This is a genomic window from Longispora urticae, assembly GCF_053902585.1.
The window spans coordinates 1-19,938 of sequence record NZ_JAQZSH010000010.1 but is presented as its reverse complement, the minus strand read 5'-3'; the positions used below and the strand labels follow the sequence as shown (position 1 = coordinate 19,938).

Below are 19,938 nucleotides of genomic sequence, written 5' to 3'. Positions count from 1 at the left end.
CCGCCCCGAGGTTCTGGGTGGCTGCCGGGGCGGGCTCGGTCGGGCTCACCGTCAGGCGGTGGCCTGTCGCCGTGCCCGCCCCGAGGATCCGGGTGACTCCCGGAGCGGGCTCGGTCGGACCCACCCGTCAGGCGGTGGCCGCCCGTCGCGCCGCTCCGGGATCCCGGGGTGGCCCCCGGAGCGGGCACGGCCGGACGGGCACAGTCAGGCGCGGACCAGTCGGAGCAGGAGCGCGGCCGACCAGCTGAAGTTCGGGGCGTTGAGCCGGGCCCCGGTCAGCGGCTGGTAGTTCTCGTGGATCGGCCCGTCCCCGAGCAGCCCGTCCGCGTTGCGCAGCAGCTTGTCGCGCACCGCGGTCGCGTCGGCGGTGAAGCCGGCCCGCCGGAGCCCCTCGATCGCGAAGTACGCCTGGTCCAGCCAGACCGGGCCGCGCCAGTACGCCTCAGGCTCGAAGAACGGGCTGTCCGCCGCGACGGTCGGGCACGGGACGTGGGTACCGAACGCGGCAGGGTCGAGCAGCGTCGCCCGGACCGCCAGCGCCTGGGCGGGGGAGGCCAGGCCCGCCCACACCGGGATGACGCCCTCGATGCCCTTGCCCCGGTCGACCAGCGGGTGGCCGGAGTCGAGGGACACGTCGTAGAACCAGCCGGTGGCCGGGTCGAACATCCTCTCGCGCACGTACGCCCCGATCGGCGCGGACGTGTCCTGGTACGGCTCGCGCAGCACCTTGGCGATCTTCGCCAGGTACCCCTTCTCCGCGAACAGGTACGCGTTCAGGTCCACCGACTCCTGGTCGATCGACCAGCCGGCCGCGCCGTTGGAGCGCACGGCCGACGCGTCGAACCGGGGCGCGTTGTCCATCCCGGACTCCCACGCGGCGGCCTCGATGACGGCCCCGTCGGAGTCGTTGGCCGGGTCGATCGTCGCCCCGTACTCGCAGATGCCGTTGCGGTCGTGGTCCCGGGCCTTGTACCACCACTCGTGGTAGGCGACCAGGCGCGGGTAGATCCGGCGGAGGAAGTCCTTGTCGCCGCCCGCCGAGTACACCTCCCAGGCCGCCCAGGCCGCGAGCGGGGGCTTGGTGTTGCGCTCGTTCCAGTTGCCGCCGCCGTGCGCCGGGTCGTTGTAGAAGATGCAGTCGGGGATCATGCCGTCGGCGCGCTGGTAGTCGAACAGGGCCTCGATGACGGAGCTGGCCAGGGCGGGGGAGAACGCGGACACCCCGACCGCCTGCTTCCACGAGTCCCAGGACCACAGGCCGCTGAACCAGACGTAGGAGATCGACGGGGTGATCCCGCCGTGCCGGAGCGCGCCGGCCGCGCTGCGCCAGTTGGTGACCAGGGTCTGGATGGACTTGACGGCGACCCGGCGGTGCTCGGGGGCCACGCCCTCCAGGCCGCAGCGCAGGTACGTCGCCCACCGGCGGTCGGTGGCCGACGCCGGGTTGCTCGGCTTGCGCAGGGCCTCGGCCACGGTGTCGGCGTCCCGGTCGGCCGCCGTGAACGAGTACGTCTCCGTCCAGGTCAGGGGGCGCTCGCCCTTCGGGGACACGTTCAGCGGGGTGGCCAGGAGCGTCCGGTAGGAGTCGCCGTCGACGGTCGTGGTCACCGGCGCGGCGTGCCGGACCTCGAACCGCTGGGTCGGCGTGGAGAAGAACTTCCACACCTCCCGGACCTCGGTGAAGTCCACGGCCACCCCGGTGCCGGTCGCCCGGAGCCGGGGAGCGGACCGGATCGGCTCGGACTCGTGCCGCAGCAGGGTGCCCGACCAGGACACGGCCACCCGGCGGGCCCGCGCGCCGTCGTTGCGGACGGAGCCCTGGACCAGCGCGGTGCGGCCCGACACGAACCGCAGCTCCAGGGTCAGGGTGATCCCGTCACCCGAGGAGGAGACCTGCCGGAGCAGCCCCGGCAGCGAGTCGGCGGAGACCTGGGTCAGCGGGATCGGCGCACCCGTGGTGGCATCGGTCAACGCCACCCGGCTGAAGACCTGGGACAGCCACCAGGGGTACTCCTCGGCGATGTACAGCGGGCCGGAGAACCCGCCGGCCACCCCGAGCCCGTACCCGTGCCAGGAACCGTTGTCGGCGAACACGTTCAGCGGGTTGTCGCTCGGCGGCCGGGCCACCGTCGGGAGTCCCCGCAGGTCGAGCACGTTGCGGAACTCTTCCGTGGGGCCGGCGGCCGCCGGGGTGCCGGCTGGCGGGGTGGCGGACGGGTCGGCGGACGCGACCCCGGGGAGGGCTACGGCGGCCGTCGTGGCGAGGCCCGCCGCGACGAAGGTTCTCCTGCGCATGGAAACTCCAGACTGGTCGGCCGGGTGGGTGGGGCCGACTGGTTGAGGGGCGGTGAGTTTTCGGGGTACGTCCGCGCAGGTCGTCTACCTGCGCAGACGGAATCGGGTGCCCGGTTCGGGCTGGGCGAGCCCCTGTGTCGGACGGCCGGCGCGTGAGAGCCGGGCGCTGGTGGGCGGGCTAGCCAGCTGACCCCGGGTGCGTGGATTCCGGGGCGACGGAACCCAGCACGGCCACGTCCGAGCCGGCCAGGTGCAGGGTGCCGTCGACGGGCGTGCCGGTGAGCAGGTCGTGTCCGGTGACCTCGACGGTGACCGGGTCGGGGGTGTGGTTGAGGACGAACAGGTACTCGCCGCGCCGGCACAGCTCGACCCCGGGCGGCACCGCGACGGGCGCCCCGGCCGAGCCGACCTGCCCCGGGCCCCCGTCGGACCCGACCCGGGGAACGGCCGCCTCGTCGAGGATCGGACGGAGCAGACTGTCGAGGCCGTCGGCCCCGAGATGGGCGGAGACGTACCAGGCGGTGCCCGCGCCGAACCGGTTCCGGGTGATCGCGGGCCGCCCGGCGAGCGGCGCGTCCAGGTAGCTGGCCTCGACCTCCGCCGTGGTGGTGTCGAGCCACTCCCGCCACAGGGTCACCGGGTACCTGCCGTCGAGGCTGATGTCCGAGGACTCCCCGGCGGGCAGCGGCCAGAGCTCGTCCACCGCGACCCCGAGCAGGTCCCGCAGCGCGCCGGGGTAGCCACCCTGGTGCACGTGGTCGTTCCCGTCGACGAGCCCGGAGAAGAACCCGACCACGAGCCTGCCGCCGCCGGACACGTAGGACTCCAGGTTCGCCCGCGTCGGGTCCGTGACCAGGTACAGGTTGGGGGCGAGCACGAGTCCGTACCCGGTCAGGTCCGCGTCCACGGGCACGAAGTCGACCGCGACGTTCATGTTCCACAGCGGCTCGTACCAGGCGCGGACGAGCTCGCGCCAGCGGAGCAGCTGGGACGGGTGCTCGTCGAGTTCGAGGGCCCACCAGGAGTCCCAGTCGAGCACGATCGCCACGTGCGCGGTGCTCCGCGCGCCCACGACCGGGGACAGCCGGGCCAGCTCGGCGCCGAACGCGACCGTCCGCCGGTACCCCCGGGAGGTCTCCCCGCCGTGCGGGAGCATCGCGGAGTGCCACTTCTCGGCACCGGCGACCGAGGCGCGCCACTGGAAGTGCAGCACCCCGTCGGCGCCCCGGGCGACGGCCTGGAGGCTGCCGATCCGGTACTGCCCGTCGGTCTTGGGGACGTTCACCTGTCGCCAGCTGACGGCGGACGGGGCCTGTTCGAGGAGCAGCCACGGCTGGCCGCCGCGCAGGGAGCGCATCAGGTCGTAGTTCATCGCGGCGGTGACGTGCGCGGTCGGGTCGGCCGGGTCCGGGTACGCGTCGTCGGAGACGATGTCCTCCTCGGCCGCCCACTTCCAGTAGTCGAGGTCGCGCATCATCGACATGAAGTTGGTGGTGACCGGGACGCCGGGCGGCAGGACCGCGCGCTCGGCCCGGTAGCAGTCCAGCAGGGTGTCCGAGCAGAACCGCCGCCAGTCGAGCCGCTGGGTCGGGTTCGTCGGGCCGGGCGCGGTGCGCGGCGGCTCGACCTCGTCCAGCGACGTGTACCGCTGGGCCCAGAAGTCCGTGCCCCACGCGTGGTTGAGCCGCTCCACGGTGCCGTACCGCGCGCCGAGCCAGCGCCGGAAGTCCGCCGCCGAGGTGGGGCAGAAGCACTCGGTGACATGGTCGCCGTACTCGTTGGAGATGTGCCACATCGCCAGCGCCGGATGGTCGGCGAACCGCTCCGCCATCCGGGTCGCCAGGGCCACGGTCGCGGCGCGGAACGCGGGGGAGGAGGGGCAGTAGTGCTGGCGGGAGCCGAATTCCAGCCGCACCCCGTCGGCGGTGACCGGCAGCGCGTCCGGGTACTTCCGGACGAACCAGGCGGGCGGTGAGGCGGTGCCCGTGGCCAGGTCCACGCTGATCCCGTGCGACCACAGCAGGTCGATGATCTCGGCCAGCCAGTCCAGCTCGTACGCGCCCTCGGCGGGCTCCAGCCGGGCCCAGGAGAACACCCCGAGCGTGATCATGTTGACCCCGGCGCGCCGCATCAGCCGGACGTCCTCGCGCCACGTGTCCGGGTCCCACTGTTCGGGGTTCCAGTCGCCGCCGTACCTCATCGTCATCCCTTCACCGAGCCGCCGAGCAGGCCGGACACGAACTGCTTCTGAAACGCCAGGAACACCGCCATGATCGGCAGGGTGGCGATGAACGCCCCGAGCATCAGGCCGGAGTAGTCGACGCGCGACTGTCCGATCATGCGGGACAGGGCCACCGGGATCGTGTACTTGTCCTCGGAGTTGAGCATCAGCAACGGCCAGATGAAGGCGCTCCACTGCGAGATGAACGTGAAGATCACGACGGCCGCGAGCTGGGGCCGGGCGGCCGGCAGCACGATCCGGTAGAAGATCCGCGCCTCCGAGCAGCCGTCGAGCCGGCCCGCCTCGATCAGCTCGTCGGGGAAGTCGAGGAACGCCTGCCGCATCAGGAAGATGCCGAACGAGTTGGCCAGGAAGGGCAGGATCACCGCCTGGTACGTGTCGATCCAGCCCACGTTCGCCATCATCTGGAACAGCGGCACGAGCAGCACCTGGAACGGGATCATCATGGTGGCCAGCAGCACGGCCAGCAGCAGCCCCCGGCCGCGGAACCGGAACTTGGCCAGCCCGTAGCCGCACATCGCGCTGATCAGGCTGGACAGCGCCGTGTACACCACGGTCAGCCCGACGGTGTTGAGCGTGACCCGGCTGAACCCGACGGTCTCCTCCAGGCGGCGCAGGTTCTCGAACAGCTGGTCGCCGGGCAGGAACGGCGGCGGGGAGTGCAGCAGGTCCCGGGTGCGGTGGGTGGCCGCCACGATCATCCAGTAGAACGGGAACAGGCTGACCACCGCGCCGACCAGCAGCGGCAGGTGCGCGAGCCGCTTCACGACTTCGTCCGCAACGCGCGGAACTGGACGAGGGAGAGCAGGCCGGTCAGGGCGACGACGAGCCAGGCGATGGCGGCCGCGTACCCGAAGTCGAGTTGTTGGAAGCCGTTCTCGTAGAGGTACAGCACCGGGGTGAGGGTCGCGTTGTCCGGACCGCCCGAGGTGAGCACGAAACTCTCGTCGAACAGTTGCAGGGTGCCGATCGTCGAGGTGATCAGGCAGAACAACAGCACAGGGCGCAACTGCGGAACGATCACACTCACATAGGTACGCAGCGAGCCGGCCCCGTCGATGGCCGCCGCCTCGTACTGCTCCTTCGGGATCGCCTGCAGCCCCGCCAGCAGGATGACCATGTTGTACCCCGTCCAGCGCCACGTGATCGAGCCGATCAGGGCCACCCGGGCCATCGTCGGATCGTTCAGCCAGTCGATGTGCGTGCCGAGAATCTGGTTCAACAGCCCCGAGTCGGTGTTCAGGAGCACCCGGAACACGACCGCGTAGGCGACGAGCGTGGTGACGGCCGGCAGGAAGTACGCCACCCGGTAGCCGGAGCGGAACTTCAGCCAGCTCAGGTTCAGCACCTGGGCGAGGCCGAGGGCGATCACCAGCATCAGCGGCACCTGGACGGCCAGGATCAGCGCGATGTTGGCCAGGGACCGGCCGACGAGGGGATCCTGGAACAGCCGGGTGTAGTTGTCGAACCCGGCCCACACCGTCTCGCCGTCGGCGTCCGTCTGGAAGCTCTGCACGAGGCTGGCCACCAGCGGATACCCGAAGAAGACCGCGAAGAGCACGGCGGCGGGTGCCGTGAAGAACCAGCCGGCGCGCGCCCTCACGCCAGTTTCCGCTTGGTCTGACCGGCGAGTTGGGCGGCGGCGCTCTTCAGCTCCGCCTTGGGGTCCTTGCCCCGGAGCAGCACCCCGGGCACCACCGAGTCGAGCAGGTCGCCGGCCTTGGCGTAGTCGTCGGTGTAGGTGATCGTGGGGATCTTCGGGGTCTGCTCCCGGAACATCTGGTAGATCGGGGCGTCGCCGAAGAACTTCTGCGGGGCGTCGAAGTACGGGTCGCGCAACGCCGGCAGATACGCCGGGAACAGGCCCTCCGCCTTCATCATCGACACCTGGTTGGCCACGTCGGCGAGACAGAACCGCACGAACGCCCAGGCCGCGTCCGGGTTCTTCGACTGGCCCGGCACCGCCAGGGTCGAGCCGCCGTTGTTGGCGGTGCGGCCGCCGCCGGCCGTCACCGCGGGCAGCGGCATCACACCCAGCTTGCCGGACAGCTCCGGCATCTCGGTGGCGAGCGTGCCCGCCCACCAGACCCCGGACGGGGCACAGGCCACCTTGCCGTCCTTGTTGGCGCTGACCAGGGCGTCCCAGCCCTTGACGTTGAGGATCAGGCCGGCGTCGTTCAGCCTCTTCACGATGTCGATCGCGGCGAGGGTCGCAGGGGAGTCCAGGGTGATGTCGCCGGCCGCGTTGAAGTAGCCCGCGCCCTGCTGCTGCATCAGGGTCGGCACCGGGCCCGCCCCGTTGGACACGTCGCTGACCAGGAGCTTCGCCCCGGTGCGCGCCAGGACGGTCTTGCCCGCCGTGATCAGGTCGTCCCACGTGGCGATGGACTTCGGGTCGACGCCGGCCGTCGCGAACAGGTCCGTCCGGTAGAAGAGGGCGGCCGTGCCCGAGTCCCACGGCAGGCTGAACAGCTTCCCGTCCTTGTCGCTCGACGCCGCCCACTTGGACGGGTCGAAGTCGGCCTTCATGGCCGAGGCGACGCTGGTCAGGTCGAGGAAACCGGTCGGGAACTGTGCCGCGTAGGTCTGCATGTGGTCGGTCTCGACCGTCAACACGTCGGCCAGCCCGCTGCCCGACTTGAGGCCGATGGCGATCTTGTCGTACGCGTTGTCGTACCCGATGTCGGTGATCTCGATCTTGACCTTCGGGTGCTTCGCGGTGAACTCCGGCCCGAGGCGCTTGAGGGCGGTCGCCGCGACGTCCCAGGACCAGACCGTGACGGTGCCCGTGAGCTCCTTGCCCTCGGTGGCCTGCTTCGTGGACTTCTTGGGCGAACCGCTCGCGCACCCCGCCGCCGCACCGAGGAGCCCGAGTGCGGTGAGGGACAGGGTGTGTCGTCGGGTGAGGGTCACGGCAGCCTCCGATGGCTTGGATCGATGCTTCGATAGTGAACACGATCCAACATCCAAGTCAAGTCTTTTGAATTTTGAATACAATCTGCATACTGGTGGGCATGGACCACGCCCATCCCTACATCCCGAACTCCGTCCCGGAGGTCCGAGCCGCGATGCTCGCCTCCGTCGGAGCCGCCGATGTCGAGGAGTTCTACGCCGACATCCCCTCCGACCTGCGCCTCCACCGCCCCCTGCGGCTGCCGGCTCCGATGCGGAGCGAGGCCGAGCTCGTCCGGCACGTCGGCGGGCTGCTCGACCGCAACACCGACGGCCTGAGCTTCCTGGGCGGCGGCTGCTACCCGCACCACGTGCCCGCCGTCTGCGACGAGGTCAACGGGCGCGCGGAGTTCCTCACCGCCTACGCCGGCGAACCCTACGAGGACCACGGCCGCTTCCAGGCCCTCTGGGAGTACCAGAGCCTGATGGGTGAGCTGCTCGAACTCGACGTCGTCAACGTGCCGACCTACGACGGGTACCAGGCCGCCGCGACCTCCCTGCGGATGGCCGGCCGGGTCACGGGCCGCTCGAAGGTGCTGATCAGCGGGCCGGTGTCGCCCGACAAGCTGTCGAAGATCACCGACTACCTGCGCGGCGCGATGTCCTTCACGGACACCCTCGACGAGGACACAGCCTGCGTCTACCTGGAGTATCCGAACTTCCACGGCGTCATCGACGTCGACGCCCCCACGCTGGTGGCCGCCGCGCACGCCGCCGGGGCCCTCGCGGTCGTCAGCTGCAACCCGATGGCGCTCGGCGTGCTCGCCTCGCCGGCGACCTTCGGCGCGGACATCGTGTGCGGGGACATCCAACCCCTGGGCATGCACATGCAGTACGGGGGCGGCCAGGCCGGCTTCATCGCCACCCGGGACGACGAGCGCCTGGTCATGGAGTTCCCGTCCCGCCTGTTCGGCCTGGTCCCGACCGTCGTCGAGGGGGAGTACGGGTTCGGCGACGTCGCCTACGAGCGCACCTCGTTCGGGGTCCGCGAGCAGGGCAAGGAGTGGGTCGGCACCGCCGCCGCGCTCTGGGGCATCACGGCCGGCGTCTACCTGTCCCTGATGGGCCCCGCCGGCATGCGCGAGATCGGCTCGACGATCATGGCCCGCACGGCGTACGCGATGCGCCTCCTCGGGGCGATTCCCGGCGTCACCGTGCCGAACGCCGACGATCCACACTTCTGTGAGTTCGTGGTGGAATTTGTGCGACCTGTCGGGGAGGTGCTGGCCGAGCTCCGCGACCGGGGCATCCTCGCCGGGCTGCCCCTCGACGGGCACCGGGCCCTGTGCTGCGTGACCGAGGTGCACACCCGGGCAGACATCGAACTCCTGGCCGCTTCCGTGAGAGAGGTGCTGGCATGAAGGCCACCGACACCGGCCCCGTCGACCCCGCAGCGGCCCGGATCGGCGGAAAGCCCGCGCTGCGCCGGTTCCGCCAGGCCAGCTGGGACGAACCGCTGGTCTTCGAGCTGACCCAGCCCGGCGAGCGCGGCATCCTGCCCCCGCTGGCCGAGCCGGAGATCACCGCCCTCGTGGGCGACCCCGCGGCGGCCCTGCCCGCCGGCATCCTGCGCGCCGCCCCGCCCGCGCTCCCGGAGATCTCGCAGAACCGGGTGCTGCGGCACTACCTGCGGCTCTCCCAGGAGACCCTCGGGGCCGACCTGAACGTGGACATCGGCCAGGGCACCTGCACGATGAAGTACAGCCCGAAGGTCAACGACGTGCTGATCCGCCGGATCGCGGAGCTGCACCCCGCCCGGGACCCGGCCACCGTCCAGGGCGTGCTGGCCATCATCCACTCCCTGCAGGGCATGCTCGCCGAGGTGTCCGGCATGGACGCCGTCACCGTCCAGCCCGGCGCCGGCTCGGCCGCGATCTGGACCAACGTGGCCATGATCCGGGCCTACCACGCCTCCCGGGGCGAGGCGGAGCAGCGCGACGAGATCATCACCACGATCTTCTCCCACCCGTCCAACGCCGCCTGCGCGGCCACGGCCGGCTACAAGGTCATCACGCTGTACCCGGACGCCGACGGCTACCCGGACATCGACGCGCTGAAGGCGGCCGTGTCGGACCGCACCGCCGCGCTGCTGATCACCAACCCGGAGGACACCGGCATCTTCAACCCGAGGATCGCCGAGTTCGTCGAGATCGTGCACGCCGCCGGTGGTCTCGCCAGCTACGACCAGGCCAACGCGAACGGCATCCTCGGTATCACCCGGGCCCGCGAGGCCGGCTTCGACCTGTGCCACTTCAACCTGCACAAGACGTTCTCCACCCCGCACGCGTGCGGCGGACCGGCGGCGGGCGCGTGCGGGGTGACCGCCGAGCTGGCCCCGTTCCTGCCCGGACCGCTGGTCACCTTCGACGGCACGAGCTACGACCTGACGGACCCCGGCCCGCTGTCCATCGGCAAGGTCCGGCCCTACCAGGGCGTCGCCGGCAACATCGTCCGCGCCTACTCCTGGATCATGGCCCTGGGCGCCGAGGGGCTGCGCGAGGTCGCCGAGATCGCCGTCCTCAACAACAACTACCTGCTCACCGAGATGCTCAAGATCAAGGGCGTCTCCGCGCCGTACGCCGAGGGCAGACGCCGCATCGAACAGGTGCGGTACTCGTGGGAGCAGCTGCACGCCGACACCGGGGTGCACTCCGAGGACATCGGGCTCCGGGCCGCCGACTTCGGCGTGCACTACTGGACGAGCCACCACCCGTACGTCGTGCCCGAGCCGGCCACCCTGGAGCCCACGGAGTCGTACTCGCGAGCGGACCTCGACGAGTACGTCGGGGTGATGCGCGAGGTGGCCCGCGAGGCGTACGAGTCCCCGGAGACCGTCCGGACCGCACCCCACAACTCCACGGTGCACCGGAACCGGGAGGACACCCTGGACGATCCGGGGACGTGGGCGGTCACGTGGCGGGCCTATCGGCGGAAGATCGCGGATGACCGCTGAGACGGGGGGCGCGGCCGGGCTTTCGGGGGCGGTGGGCGCCGTGGGTTCCGGAGTGCCGGCCGGATCGCCTGGCCTGCCTGGCCTGCCTGGCCTGCCCGGCCCGACCAGCCCGACCAGACCGACCAGCCCGGCCAGCCCGACCGGGTCGACCGGGTCGCCTCGCCCGACCGGGTCGGCCGGCCTGACCGGGTCGCCTGGCACGATCGGATCGGCCGGCCAGCTCGGATCGCCTAACCCGCACGGATCGGCCGGCCCGGCGCGTGCGTCGGGCTCGATCGGGTCGGCGAGGCCTGCGAGGTCGGAGGGGGAGGTATCCCTGACCGGACCTGCCGGATCGGGCGGGGAACTCCATCTGCGCGGGGGGCCGTTCGTCGGGCTGGTGGTCAATCCTGTCGCCGGGCTCGGCGGGCCCGGCGCCCTGCACGGCAGCGACGCGCCGGACATCAGGGGCCTGGCCTCCGGTGTAGCTCCGCGCTCGGCCGATCGGGCCGCGCTGGCGCTGTCCGCGCTGGTCGCGCACCGGCCCGATGTCCGGCTGCTCACCGTGGCCGGTGACATGGGGGAGACGGCGGCGGTTCTCGCCGGGGTGCCCTGCGCGGTCGTCGTGGATCGGCCCGAGGTGACGACGGGGGTCGACACGGTCCGGGCCGTGTCGGAGCTGCTCGCTGCGGGCGTCGAGTTGCTGCTGTTCGCGGGGGGTGACGGGACGGCTCGGGATGTGCTGACGGCGTTGTCGGCGCCCGCGCCTGCGGTCGAGCCCGAGCCTGGGACCGAGCCTGGGGTCGAGCCTGGGGTCGGAATTGGGGCCGGGGCCGGGGCCGGGGCGGCCCTCCGCCTGCCTGGGTCCCCGTTCGAGTCCCAGGCAGAACAGAGTCCGGGGCCGGGACCGACGCGGGGCCTGGCGCCGGGGCGAGGGCAGGGCTCGGCCGTCCAGGGGCCGACGGCCGTTCTCGGCGTCCCCACGGGTGTGAAGGTGCACTCCGCCGTCTACGCCGTGCACCCGCGCGCCGCCGGCGAGGTCGCGGCCGCGTACCTGGACGGCCGGGCGCCCGCCCGGGACTGCGAGGTCGTCGACCGGCCCGACCCGGCGCGGGTGTCGGCCAGGCTGTACGGGTACCTTCCCGTGCCGTTTCTGGTCCGTCGGGTGCAGCACCGCAAGATCGGCTCGACCGTCGAGGACGGGGAGGACCTCGCCGGCATCGCCGCGTCCGTCGACCTCGCACCCGGGGTGCTGCACGTGTTCGGTCCCGGCACGACCACCCGGGCGATCCTCCGGGGCCACGGATACGACGCGCCCGTCACGGGGGTGACGGCCGTGCTGGACCACGAGGTACACCCCGATGTCGACGCCCGGACGGTCACGGCGCTCGCGGGCGGGGCGGTCGGCGTGCGGCTGATCCTGTCGCCGGTCGGCGGTCAGGGCTTCCTGCTCGGCCGGGGCAACCAGCAGCTCCTCGACCTCGTTCCGCGCGCCGAGTTGACCGTGGTGGCCACCGAGGCCAAACTCGCGGGCCTCGGCGGCCGGCCGCTCCTGGTCGACACGGGGGACGAGGCGCTCGACGCCAGGCTGCGGGGACACCTGCCGGTCCTGACCGGCTGGCGGCGGCGCACGATGTACCGGCTGGAATGACCCGCCGGGCGCACGGACAGCACCATGATGAAGAAGACCAGGGAGCGCAGAGACATGTTGCAGGGTAAGCGGGCCATCGTCAGCGGAGCGGCGTCCGGCATCGGGCTGGCCACGGCCGAACTGTTCGCGGAGCTGGGTGCGAGGGTGGTCCTCGCCGACCTGGACCTCGACCGGGCCCGGGAGCACGCCGACCGGATCGGTGGGGTCGCGGTGCGCTGCGACGTCTCGAAGGCCGCCGACTGCGAGCGCGCCGTGGCGACCGCGGTCGAGGCGTTCGGCGGGCTGGACACGGTGTTCAACAACGCCGGCATCATCCGGCGCTCGACGGTCGAGGACATCACCGAGGACGACTGGGACCTCGTGATGGCGGTCAACATCAAGTCCATCATGCTGATGAGCCGGTACGCGGTCCCGCACCTCCGGGCGGCCGGCGGCGGGAGCATCATCAACACCGGCTCCGGGTGGGGCATGTCGGGCGGGGGGCGCGCCGTGTCCTACTGCGCGTCGAAAGGGGCCGTCGTGAACATGACCCGCGCGATGGCCATCGACCACGGGCCGGACAATATCCGGGTCAACTGTGTGTGCCCCGGCGACACCGCCACCGGGATGCTCGCCGACGAGGCCGCCCAGCTCGGCGCCACCGTGGAGAGCTTCTACGTGGACGCCGCGGACCGGCCGCTGGGGCGGATCGGGCAGCCCCGGGAGATCGCCCAGGCGGTGGCGTACCTGGCGAGTGACGCCGCGAGCTTCGTCTCGGGCGCTATCCTGCCGGTCGACGGCGGCGGTACCGCATAGATGGCCGCGAGAGCGCACACTGACGGGTGGGGGAGGCGGACCATGGCGATCGAGCGACGCCCGCTCCGGGACCAGATCAAGGCCGAAGTGCTGGCCAGGTCGAGGCGGGGCGACTTTCCGGCCGGCCACAACATCAACGAGGCACGGCTCGCGGCGGAGCTGGGCGTGAGTCGTACCCCGCTGCGGGAGGCCCTGATCGCCCTGGAGATCGAGGGGCTGATCGAGAGCTCCCCGGGCAAGGGGTTCCGGTTCGCGCCGGTGACCCCCCGGGAGTACGAGGAGCTGTCCCCCGTCGTGGCCGCCCTGGAGGCGCTGGCACTCGAGTCCTCCAGCGCGGCGTACCTGCACCGGACCGCGCCCAGGCTCCTGGAACTCGCCGAGGAGTTCGCCGCCACGGAGGCCACCCAGGCGGAGGTCGAGCAGCGGGACGACGAATGGCACGAACTGCTCCTCGGCGGCTGCTCCAACGAGCGCCTGATGGACCTGATCACGACCGTGAAGGCGAGCCTGCGGCGGTACGTGCACCTCAAGCTCGGTGACGAGACCCAGGTCAGCCGGTCCGCCGACGAGCACCGGCTGATCGCCCAGCGCCTGATCGCGGGTGACCTGTCCGGCGCCGTGCTGGCCCTGAAGGCCAACTGGACCTCGGGCACCGACCAGGTGCTGACCCGGATCGACTCCGCCTGGCCGAACGGTGACGGCACGCCCGACGCCGTGGAGTTCGTCGTCGACAGCACCCTCGGCCACCAGCCGTCCTCTGGCGGCCCCCGGGTCGGGCGTGGCGGCACCGGTGAGCCCGGGCGCGGCGGTTCCGCGGCCCCGGCGCGCGGCGGGCGCGGGGAACCGGGACGGGTGGGACGCGGCGGACCCCTCGGATGAGGTCGAGGCCCGAACCCGCACCCGGCCCGGCGCGCCGGCTCGACGCCGGGATGCCGTCGTCGCGTCAGGGCGGTCGGTTCGATGCCGGGATGTCCTCGTCGGGTCCGGGCGGTCGGTTCGACGCTGGGATGTCGTTGTCGCATCAGGGCGGTCGGTTCGACGCTGGGATGTCATCCTCGCGTCAGGGCGACCTGCTCGACGTCCGGACGCGCATGTGGACGGCCGGAACCACATCAACGGCCCCGGTAGGGCGCCCGGGCAAAGGGCGCCTCTCGCGGACGGACCAGACCAGGTGAGGGATCTGCGGGCACTGCCGAAGGCGCATCTGCACCTCCACCTGACCGGTTCCATGCGCCCCGAAACCCTCGCCGAGTGGGCGGCCCGCGACGGCCTCCGACTGCCCGAGCCGCTCCCGCCCGACCGGGTGCACGGCTGGGCGGACTTCCAGGACCGGTACGACCTGGCGCGCGCCGTGATCCGGTCGGCCGGGGACGTCGTCCGGGTGGTTCGCGAGGCGGCGACGGCGGACGCGGCGGACGGGGCCGGTTGGCTGGAGCTCCAGGTCGACCCCACGTCCTACGCGAACCGGCTCGGGTCCCTGGCGGACGTCGTCGAGGCCGTGCTCGCCGGGGCGGCCGAGGCCCCGATCCCGGTGGGCGTGGTGGTCGCGGCGAGCTGGGGCGCCACGGCGGAGCACGCCGAACGGTTGGCCCGGCTCGCGGCGGCGACCCCGGGCGTGGTCGGGTTCGGCCTGTCCAACGACGAGCGGCTCGGTCGGGTCGGTGACTTCGTGGCCGCCTGCCGGATCGCGGCGGACGCCGGGCTGAGGGTCGTGCCGCACGCCGGGTTCTACGAGCCGGCCGGGCATGTCCGCGACTGTGTCGAACTGTTGGGCGCGCACCGGGTGGGCCACGCGGTGACCGCCGCGAGCTGCCCTGACACCCTCGGCCTGCTGGCCGGGCGGCAGGTGGCGGTGGAGCTGTGTCCGACGTCGTACCCGCCGTTGGGGGTCGCCTGGGACCTGCCGGTGCTGCTCGACGCGGGGGTGCCGGTCGCGTTGGGTACCGATGATCCGTTGTTGTTCGGGGTGGGGCTCGCGGGGCAGTACCAGATCGCCCGGGACCTGGGGTGTGACGACGCGACGCTGGCCCGGCTGGCGCGGGACTCGATCACGCACTCGGCGGCCCCGGCCGAGGTGCGCGGCGGGCTGCTCGCGGGGGTGGACGCCTGGTGGGCGGGGGAGAGGGCGGAACCGAACGCGTAGCGGATGACGCGCCTGCCGCTGACCCGAGCGGCGCGGCCGACGGTGTTCGGCCCGACTGTGGCCCGAGCCTGGGATCCGTTTGTGGCCCAGGGTCGAGGTCCGCTCGTGGCCCAGGGCTGGGATCCGTCTGTGGTCCAGGGGCGAGGTCCGACCGTGGCCCAGGGCTGGGATCCGTTCGTGGCCCACGGCTGAGGTCCGCTCGTGGCCCAGGGCTGAGATCTGACCGCGGTCCAGGGCTGGGATCTGACCGTGGCCCGAGGCTGGGGCCCGCCGGTGCCGTGCGCTGCCGCTCCTGCAACGTCCGACGCGTCGCCGGGGCCGTGCTACCTCCGCTACCGCGGCGTCCGGAGCCTGGGCAGGATCGCGTTGGCCGACGGCGTGAGCGGAGACGGCAGCTCCCCCAGGTCGTACCACTCCACGGAGGAGATCTCGACGCGATCGGGCACCGACGGCTCACCCTCCACCCTCACGGCGACGAACGCATGGGCCCGGAACCGCGCCCCGCCCGGATAGACCAGGTCATCGACCGAGACCCGGTCACCCACCGTCACGATGAGCCCGGTCTCCTCGGCCACCTCGCGGACAGCAGCCTGCGCCATCGTCTCGCCCGGCTCCACCGTGCCGCCGGGCAGCCCGAACAACCGCAGCCCGTAGTTCTGGTGGACCAGCAACACCCGGCCGGCAGGGTCCCTGACGATCACCACAGCGGTATCCCACACGAACGCCAGTCTGCACGGCCGCCCCACATCTGTCAGACCCGATCGCCAGGGCCACCAGACGACCGGCCGGTCCCGCGACACGACCGGCTGGTCCCGTGACGACCGAGCGGTCCTGCGACGACCGACCGACCCCGTGACGACCGACCGGTCCCGCGACACGACCGACCCGTCCCGCGACGACCGACCCGTCCCGCGACATCGGACCGGTCCCGCGACGTCGGACCCGTCCCACGACGTCGCGCCGCACGGAACCCCCACCCACCCACTGCGGTCCGCGTCACCTTTGTTGACCTCTCCCCACCCGCTTGCCAGAATCGACGCATGTCACAGGCGGCCTCGTTCAGTTCTCGACGTCACGTCGACCTGTGCCGCCAGTCGAGCGCGATCTGTCCGGCTCCGGGCGGGTTCGCGCAGGCCGTCCCCACCGGCGCCTGATTTCGACCGACGGCACACAGGTCCAGCACCAGAACGGCCGGCCCGGCACTCTCCGGGCGGATCCAGCCCAACACCCCCGGGCAGATCCCGGCCGACAGGGTCCGACAGACCCCCGGGTCCGCACACCCACTGTCCCGCTGGACGCTCCACGGTCTCCCCTACGGCCCCGGACACCCGGACCACCCTCCGGTACCGGGACCAGGCCGGGGAGCCCGACGGCCACCCCAGGCAGCCCCACCGCCTGCCCGGCCCCCGGAGCCCCGCCGTCGACCCCGAATTCAGGCCCGGTGACCGACCGGACCGCGTACCCGCCAGGTGTTCTCCGTTTCTTTCGGACGCCACGGCAGGGAGCCCCGCCATGCAGAAACCCGACGGCCGCCGTTCCTCCACCGCCGCGCACGTGTTGCGCACGGTCCTCGACCACGGGCCGCTCTCCAGGACCACGATCGCCCGGCTGACCGGGTTGAGCCCCGCCGCGATCACCCGGCACTACACGGACCTGGCGGCGGTCGGGCTGCTCAGTGAGGCGCCGGAGCTGGTCCGGCCGTCGGGGGCGGGCCGGCCGCACGTGCCGGTGGACCTCGCGGAGGGACCGGTCGTGTGCGGGGTGCACATCGCCGTCCCGCACGTCACGTTGGCGCTGGCCGACCTGCGCGGCCGGGTGCTGGCCCAGGAGACCTTTCCGCACGGGACGACCGACGACGCGGCCCACCCGACCCCCGACTCCGTCCTGCACGCCATCCGCACCCGCCTGCCCCGGTTCATGGCCGGCCACGCCGTCGTCGGCATCGGCCTGGTCACGGGCGGCTGGGTCGACCCGGCCCGGGGCGTGATCGTGGAGCACCCCGTCCTGGGCTGGCACGACGTGCACGCCGGCGAGGAGCTTCGGGACCTCGGCATCCCCGTGCGGGTGGAGAGCCATGCCCGCGCCCTGGCCCTGGCCGAGCAGCTCTTCGGCGCGGCCCGCGGCACGAGCAGCCTCGTGCACCTGTTCGTCGGCAACGTGGTGGACGCGGCGATCGTGACCGGGGGAGCGGCGCACCACGGGCCGGGTTCGGCGGGCGGGGTGGTGGGGCATCTGCCGCTGGACGAGCTGCGGACCCCGTGCGCGTGCGGGAAGGCGGGGTGCTTTCAGGCGGCGGCGGCCGAGGGGGCGCTGGTGGCGCGGTCCGGGGAGCGGGACCTGCCCGCGTTGATCGCCCGGGCGGAGGCGGGGGACGCGGTCGCGGCGGGGCTGTTCCGGGACCGGGCGGAGCTGGTCGGTCGGGCGGCGGCGCTGCTGTTCGACCTGATCAATCCGGAGGTACTGGTCGTCACCGAGCCCGGCGTCATCCGCTTCCCCGACTGCCTGGCGGTGCTCCGCGCCGAGGTGGCCCGGCACTCCCAGGTCTGCGAGGACCCGGACCGCACCATCCTGCCGAGCAGCTTCCCCGGCCGGGTGCTGGGCATGGCGGCCGTGACGGCGGCCCTCGACGCGGTCTACCAACGGCCCCTGGCCCTGGAACTCGCCACAAACTAGAACCCGATTTCCGGGGTACCGGATTAATTCACAAGTGCATTATGTTGCGCCCCCCGGAACGGCCCAGCAGGATGGTCCTATGAGCATCTGGACCGGAACTCCGAGCGTGGGCGTGACGCCCGCCGGGTTCTGTCGTCCCAGCTCCGACTGTTGTTGTTGTCGCTGACACGTCGCGCGCGCTGAGCCGGTAGCCGCCGCGCGCCACCCTTTTCCGCGCGGTTCCGCGCATTCACAAGCCCTCTCGGGAGTACCCCCATGCGTGCCCGTCTCTGTGCTGCCCTTTTTCTTTTCCTTCCCTTGCTGTCCGCCTGTTCCACCTCCTCGGAGGCCGCCTCCGGGCCGGTGACCATCCGCATCGGCGACCAAGGCCGGGGCGTCGAGCTCCCGCTGCGGCTGTCCGGCCAGCTGGACAACCTGCCGTACAAGGTGGAGTTCAACCAGTTCGCGAGTGGGCCGCTGGTCAACCAGGCCATCCAGGCCGGCGCGATCGACTACGGCACCATGGGCGACACCCCGGCCATGTTCGCCCAGGCCAGTGGCCTGCCGGTGAGCGTGGTCTCCGTGACCCGCACGGACGGGCCCGGCTACACGCTGGTCGCCCGCCCGGGCAGCGGCGTCAGGTCTCTGGACGATCTGCGGGGCAAGAAGGTGGCGTACTCGAAGAACACCGCCAACCACGGCTTCCTCCTCCGGGTCCTCGACAGGCAGGGACTCGCCCAGAAGGACATCAGCCCGGTGGACGTGCCGTTGCAGAACGTCGGCAACGTGCTCGAGTCGGGGACGGTCGACGCGGCGACGGTGTCGGAGGAGACCCGGGTGAAGTACCTGAAGGAGCACCCGGACGCCGTCCAGCTGATCAACGGCAAGGCGGTGACCCCGGGGTACGGCTTCAAGCTGGCCACCAAGGAGGCGCTCGCCGACCCGAGGAAGCGCGCCGCGCTGCTGGACTTCGTGTCCCGCCAGGTGAAGGCCAACGCCTGGGTCAAGGCGCACACCGACGAGTGGATCGAGGCGTACTACGTCAAGGAGCGCAAGCAGGACTCCGCCACCGGCAAGCTCGTCTACCAGGGCTCGGGCAGCGCGACGTACGCGCCGGTCGACGCCGACGTGAAGGCCGCCCAGCAGGCCCAGGCGGACCTGTTCACGAAGAACGCCCAACTTCCCGCGAAGGTCGACCTCGCCCCGCAGTTCGACCAGGCGGTCCTCTCCGAGTTCAACGCGGCAGTCGCCGCAGCCCAGAAGGGACAGTGACATGACCTCCACCCTGAACCGCGTGATCGTCCGACCCGTCGCCGGCCACATCGGCGCCGACATCTCCAATGTGGACATCTCCCGGCCGCTCGACGACGAGGCGGTCCGGTCGATCAGGGACGCGCTGCACCGGTACAAGGTGATCTTCTTCCGGGGGCAGCAGCTCGACCACGCCAGCCAGATCGCGTTCGGCCGGCAGTTCGGCGAGCTGACCTACGCGCACCCGCACGACGACACGCCGCCGGAGAACTTCCCGGAGATCTACACCGTGGACCCGAAGCGGTACGAGAAGAAGTACGGTGCGGACTTCGGGGTCGCCAGCCGCCGGAGGCGGTACAGCTACTTCACGGGTTGGCACACGGATGTCACCGCGGCCGTGAACCCGCCCGCCGGGTCGATCCTGCGCGCCGAGGTGGTGCCCGAGATCGGCGGCGACACCCAGTGGACGAACCTGGTGGCCGCCTACGAGGGCCTGTCGGAGCCGGTGAAGGCGTTCGTGGACACCCTGCGCGCCGAGCACCGCTACGGCGGCGGCTACGAGATCGCCCGCAGCTCCCAGTACGCGAAGGTCGTGCAGGACAACCTGCTGGTCGCCATCCACCCGGTGGTGCGGGTGCACCCGGTGACGGGCGAGAAGGGGCTGTTCGTCAACCCGGGCTTCACCAGCCACATCGTGGACGTGTCGGCGCGCGAGTCCAAGGCGATCCTGGACCTGCTGTACGCGGAGCTGACCCGGCCGGAGTACACGGTGCGGCTGCGCTGGGAGGCCGGCACGGTGGCGTTCTGGGACAACCGGGCGACCGCGCACCTGGCCCCGAGCGACATCGAGCACCTGGATCTGCGGCGCACCCTGCACCGGGTCACCCTCACCGGTGACCGGCCCGTCGGCCCGGACGGCCGGGAGTCGGAGCTGGTGTCGGGGCAGGAGTTCGGCGCGAACCACAAGGTCGTCGTCGACGACTGACCGACCGGGGCGGCGGCCCGACCGGGCCGCCGCCCCCCCC

Annotated in this window: 16 protein-coding genes; 10 read left to right on the top strand and 6 right to left on the bottom strand. The window is 72.0% G+C overall.

The window, feature by feature from the left end; genetic code table 11:
* Positions 1-204: 204 nt before the first annotated feature.
* The 5 genes from PT931_RS04810 to PT931_RS04790 form a co-directional block, all read right to left on the bottom strand.
* Entirely contained in the window at positions 205-2,295 is a 2,091-nt protein-coding gene (locus PT931_RS04810; RefSeq protein ID WP_456244477.1) for an MGH1-like glycoside hydrolase domain-containing protein, read from the bottom strand.
* Between the two features lie 178 nt (positions 2,296-2,473).
* The gene (locus tag PT931_RS04805) at positions 2,474-4,501 is read right to left on the bottom strand and encodes a beta-galactosidase (protein WP_456244476.1); all 2,028 of its coding nucleotides are present in this window, start codon (positions 4,499-4,501) and stop codon (positions 2,474-2,476) included.
* Positions 4,498-5,304 (bottom strand): carbohydrate ABC transporter permease, encoded by an 807-nt coding sequence (locus tag PT931_RS04800; RefSeq protein WP_456244475.1) that lies wholly within the window; start codon positions 5,302-5,304, stop codon positions 4,498-4,500. Before PT931_RS04800 ends, PT931_RS04805 begins: the two co-directional genes overlap by 4 nt.
* Positions 5,301-6,140, bottom strand: a complete 840-nt coding sequence (locus PT931_RS04795; protein WP_456244474.1) for a carbohydrate ABC transporter permease — start codon at positions 6,138-6,140, stop codon at positions 5,301-5,303. The genes PT931_RS04800 and PT931_RS04795 overlap by 4 nt, the downstream gene beginning before the upstream one ends.
* Complete coding sequence (locus tag PT931_RS04790) at positions 6,137-7,450, bottom strand: ABC transporter substrate-binding protein (protein WP_456244473.1); 1,314 nt, start codon at positions 7,448-7,450, stop codon at positions 6,137-6,139. Before PT931_RS04790 ends, PT931_RS04795 begins: the two co-directional genes overlap by 4 nt.
* Before the next feature lie 101 nt (positions 7,451-7,551).
* Between PT931_RS04790 and gcvPA the strand changes: the two genes are divergently transcribed.
* The 6 genes from gcvPA to add all read left to right on the top strand — a co-directional run bounded on the left by gcvPA (position 7,552) and on the right by add (position 15,010).
* On the top strand, positions 7,552-8,850 hold the full coding sequence (gene gcvPA / locus PT931_RS04785) for an aminomethyl-transferring glycine dehydrogenase subunit GcvPA (RefSeq protein WP_456244472.1): 1,299 nt from the start codon (positions 7,552-7,554) through the stop codon (positions 8,848-8,850).
* Entirely contained in the window at positions 8,847-10,442 is a 1,596-nt protein-coding gene (gene gcvPB / locus PT931_RS04780) for an aminomethyl-transferring glycine dehydrogenase subunit GcvPB (RefSeq protein ID WP_456244471.1), read from the top strand. The genes gcvPA and gcvPB overlap by 4 nt, the downstream gene beginning before the upstream one ends.
* Before the next feature lie 379 nt (positions 10,443-10,821).
* Entirely contained in the window at positions 10,822-12,072 is a 1,251-nt protein-coding gene (locus tag PT931_RS04775; protein ID WP_456244470.1) for an ATP-NAD kinase family protein, read from the top strand.
* Between the two features lie 54 nt (positions 12,073-12,126).
* The gene (locus tag PT931_RS04770; RefSeq protein ID WP_363728596.1) at positions 12,127-12,867 is read left to right on the top strand and encodes an SDR family NAD(P)-dependent oxidoreductase; all 741 of its coding nucleotides are present in this window, start codon (positions 12,127-12,129) and stop codon (positions 12,865-12,867) included.
* A gap of 42 nt (positions 12,868-12,909) precedes the next feature.
* Positions 12,910-13,746 (top strand): GntR family transcriptional regulator, encoded by an 837-nt coding sequence (locus PT931_RS04765; RefSeq protein ID WP_456244469.1) that lies wholly within the window; start codon positions 12,910-12,912, stop codon positions 13,744-13,746.
* A gap of 292 nt (positions 13,747-14,038) precedes the next feature.
* Complete coding sequence (gene add / locus PT931_RS04760) at positions 14,039-15,010, top strand: adenosine deaminase (protein WP_456244468.1); 972 nt, start codon at positions 14,039-14,041, stop codon at positions 15,008-15,010.
* Between the two features lie 332 nt (positions 15,011-15,342).
* Here the strand turns inward: add and PT931_RS04755 are convergent, their stop codons facing one another.
* Positions 15,343-15,729: an NUDIX hydrolase gene (locus PT931_RS04755; protein ID WP_456244467.1), complete on the bottom strand. Its 387-nt coding sequence runs from the start codon at positions 15,727-15,729 to the stop codon at positions 15,343-15,345.
* Between the two features lie 321 nt (positions 15,730-16,050).
* Between PT931_RS04755 and PT931_RS04750 the strand changes: the two genes are divergently transcribed.
* The 4 genes from PT931_RS04750 to PT931_RS04735 all read left to right on the top strand — a co-directional run bounded on the left by PT931_RS04750 (position 16,051) and on the right by PT931_RS04735 (position 19,898).
* The gene (locus PT931_RS04750) at positions 16,051-16,164 is read left to right on the top strand and encodes a putative leader peptide (RefSeq protein WP_456244466.1); all 114 of its coding nucleotides are present in this window, start codon (positions 16,051-16,053) and stop codon (positions 16,162-16,164) included.
* A gap of 358 nt (positions 16,165-16,522) precedes the next feature.
* Positions 16,523-17,683 (top strand): ROK family protein, encoded by a 1,161-nt coding sequence (locus PT931_RS04745; protein WP_456244465.1) that lies wholly within the window; start codon positions 16,523-16,525, stop codon positions 17,681-17,683.
* 342 nt (positions 17,684-18,025) lie between these two features.
* Positions 18,026-18,934, top strand: coding sequence for an ABC transporter substrate-binding protein (locus tag PT931_RS04740; protein WP_456244464.1), 909 nt, complete (start codon positions 18,026-18,028; stop codon positions 18,932-18,934).
* 1 nt (position 18,935) lies between these two features.
* Positions 18,936-19,898, top strand: coding sequence for a TauD/TfdA dioxygenase family protein (locus PT931_RS04735; protein ID WP_456244463.1), 963 nt, complete (start codon positions 18,936-18,938; stop codon positions 19,896-19,898).
* Positions 19,899-19,938 lie beyond the last annotated feature (40 nt).

Excerpts from the sequence above, each read along its gene's own strand:
- PT931_RS04745 (WP_456244465.1), top strand. The coding sequence starts at position 16,523 with ATGCAGAAACCCGACGGCCGCCGTTCCTCCACCGCCGCGCACGTGTTG.
- PT931_RS04770 (WP_363728596.1), top strand. The coding sequence starts at position 12,127 with ATGTTGCAGGGTAAGCGGGCCATCGTCAGCGGAGCGGCGTCCGGCATC.
- PT931_RS04810 (WP_456244477.1), bottom strand. The coding sequence starts at position 2,295 with ATGCGCAGGAGAACCTTCGTCGCGGCGGGCCTCGCCACGACGGCCGCC.
- gcvPA (WP_456244472.1), top strand. The coding sequence starts at position 7,552 with ATGGACCACGCCCATCCCTACATCCCGAACTCCGTCCCGGAGGTCCGA.
- PT931_RS04735 (WP_456244463.1), top strand. The coding sequence starts at position 18,936 with ATGACCTCCACCCTGAACCGCGTGATCGTCCGACCCGTCGCCGGCCAC.
- PT931_RS04750 (WP_456244466.1), top strand. The coding sequence starts at position 16,051 with ATGTCACAGGCGGCCTCGTTCAGTTCTCGACGTCACGTCGACCTGTGC.
- PT931_RS04765 (WP_456244469.1), top strand. The coding sequence starts at position 12,910 with ATGGCGATCGAGCGACGCCCGCTCCGGGACCAGATCAAGGCCGAAGTG.
- PT931_RS04805 (WP_456244476.1), bottom strand. The coding sequence starts at position 4,501 with ATGACGATGAGGTACGGCGGCGACTGGAACCCCGAACAGTGGGACCCG.
- gcvPB (WP_456244471.1), top strand. The coding sequence starts at position 8,847 with ATGAAGGCCACCGACACCGGCCCCGTCGACCCCGCAGCGGCCCGGATC.